The 2,084-nt window shown below is 77.4% G+C and carries 2 protein-coding genes and 1 pseudogene; all 3 read right to left on the reverse strand.

Features of this window, described 5'->3' with window-relative positions; translation table 11 throughout:
- Positions 1–33 precede the first annotated feature (33 nt).
- Complete coding sequence (locus NUV38_RS17065) at positions 34–438, reverse strand: hypothetical protein (RefSeq protein ID WP_257730257.1); 405 nt, start codon at positions 436–438, stop codon at positions 34–36.
- Positions 435–1,601: a TadA family conjugal transfer-associated ATPase gene (locus tag NUV38_RS17070; RefSeq protein ID WP_257730258.1), complete on the reverse strand. Its 1,167-nt coding sequence runs from the start codon at positions 1,599–1,601 to the stop codon at positions 435–437. Before NUV38_RS17070 ends, NUV38_RS17065 begins: the two co-directional genes overlap by 4 nt.
- A pseudogene (locus NUV38_RS17075) lies at positions 1,598–2,084 on the reverse strand (hypothetical protein); the annotation flags it as partial. The gene NUV38_RS17070 and the pseudogene NUV38_RS17075, both read right to left, overlap by 4 nt.

A 2,084-nucleotide genomic window follows, 5' to 3' on the forward strand; every position in this document is an offset into this window, starting at 1 on the left:
AGGATCTACACATAGTGGTAGTCGTCGGCAGCGTCAGATGTGTATAAGAGACAGCAGCTCGATCGTGGCCGCGACCCGCACCGCCCGCTCGCTCGCGGCTCGCGCGGCGCGGTGCCGCTCGACGAACGACGACGCCACCACGGCGACGGCCGCCACCGTGGCCAGGAGCAGGGCGGACACCGGCGACGTGACGAACCACGGGGCCGCAACGGCTGCGAGCGCGGCGGGCACCCACGACCGCCAGCGGCGCCACGCCACCACCCGCAGCAGGAGCGGGCGCGCCGCTGGAGGTGGCGAACCGTCACCCTGGTGCGGCCGCGACGTCGCGCGCCCGAGGCGCAGGGCGACCAGCCACGCCGGCGGCGGCAGCCAGAGCAGCACGGCGCACCCGGACAGTCCCGCCGCCACCACCGCGAGCAGCACCGTGGAGCCCGTCATGCGTGGCTGTCCAGCAGGGCCTCGAGCCGGTCACGACCGGGACCGTCCGCCCAGCGACCGTCGACGAGCCCGACCGCACGGACGCAGCGAACCGTGCCGTGCCCGTCGGGCTCCGCCGCGTGCAGGACCCCGACCTCCTCGACCCGACGCAGGCCGTCGCGGCCTCGACGCAGGTGCACCACCACGTCGACCCCGGCCGCCAGCTGGCTGTGCACGGCGTCGCGCGCCAGGCCCCCGGCCACCCCCAGCGCCTCGAACCGGGCCGGGACGTCGGCCGCGGAGTTCGCGTGGATGGTGCCGCACCCACCCTCGTGCCCGGTGTTGAGCGCGGCGAGCAGGTCGACGACCTCTCCCCCGCGCACCTCGCCGACGACGAGCCGGTCCGGCCGCATGCGCAGCGCCTGCCGCACGAGGTCGCGCACGGTCACGAGTCCGGCACCCTCCGCGTTGGCCGGCCGGGCCTCCAACGACACGACGTGAGGGTGGTCCGGGGCCAGCTCGGCCGCGTCCTCGACCACCACGAGGCGTTCGGCCGGCGGCACCAGCCCGAGCAGCGTGCCGAGCAGCGTCGTCTTGCCGCTGCCGGTGCCGCCGCTCACGACGAAGGCCACCCGGGTCTCGACGACCCGCTGCAGCAGCCGGGCGGCCTCGACGTCGATCCCGCCGGCGGCCACGAGCTGCTCGAGCGTGAACGAGCGCCGGGCCGGGACCCGCAGGCTGATGGCCGTGCCGGGGCGCACCAGCGGCGCCAGCACGGCATGCAGACGGGTGCCGTCGGGCAGGCGGGCATCGACCCAGGGACTCGCGTCGTCGAGCCGTCGGCCGGCCTGGGCCGCCAGCCGCTGGGCCAGCCGCCGCACCGCCGCGTCGTCGGCGAACCGCAGGTCGGTCCGCTCGAGCCCGTGCCCGCGGTCCACGTGCACGGCGCCGGAGCCGTTGACCACCACGTCGGTGACGTCGGCGTCGTCCAGCAACGGTTGCAGGACCCCCGCCCCGCGCCGTTCCCGCTGCAGGGCATCGACCACGGCGAGCACCGAGGCGCTGCCGTGCAGCCCTGCCTCGAGCCCCAGGGCCTCGGCCACGGCCTGCGCGCTGGGCTCACGCACCTCGGCGGCGAGCCGCGAGCGCACCCGTCCGACGAGGGCGGCGTCGATGGTGGTCACGGCCGGCCCGCCGCCGCCAGGCCGAGGACGTCGAGCACCTGCCCCGAGGCCCGGCGCAGGGTGCGCGACCGTCCGGGGCCGCGGCCGTGGTCGAGGTCGGCCCGCAGCCGACGGTCGTGGGCGATCCGCGCGACCACCGGGAGCCTCAGCGCCTCGGCCACCGGGCCCGAGCCGAGGCCTCCCGCGCGCCGAGCCGTCACGAGCGCCACCCGCGGGACGTGCTCGCGCACCTGGGCCAGCACGATGCGCGCCGCCGCCACGCACCGCACGTCCTCGGGCACCAGCAGCACCGCACCCTCGCACCGCGCGAGCACGGCCGACCCGAGGGAGTCGAGGTGCCGGGGCACGTCGGCGACGACGAGGTCGAAGGCCCGCGAGGCGGCGGTCAGGACGTCAGGGGCGACGTCGACCGGCACGGCGCCGCCGTCGCGGGGGCACGCCAGCACGGCGACGCCCTGGTGCACGGGCAGCAGGCGCGCGAGC

The sequence above is a fragment of the Aeromicrobium sp. 50.2.37 genome, from assembly GCF_024655735.1.
Taxonomy (GTDB): Bacteria; Actinomycetota; Actinomycetes; order Propionibacteriales; family Nocardioidaceae; genus Aeromicrobium.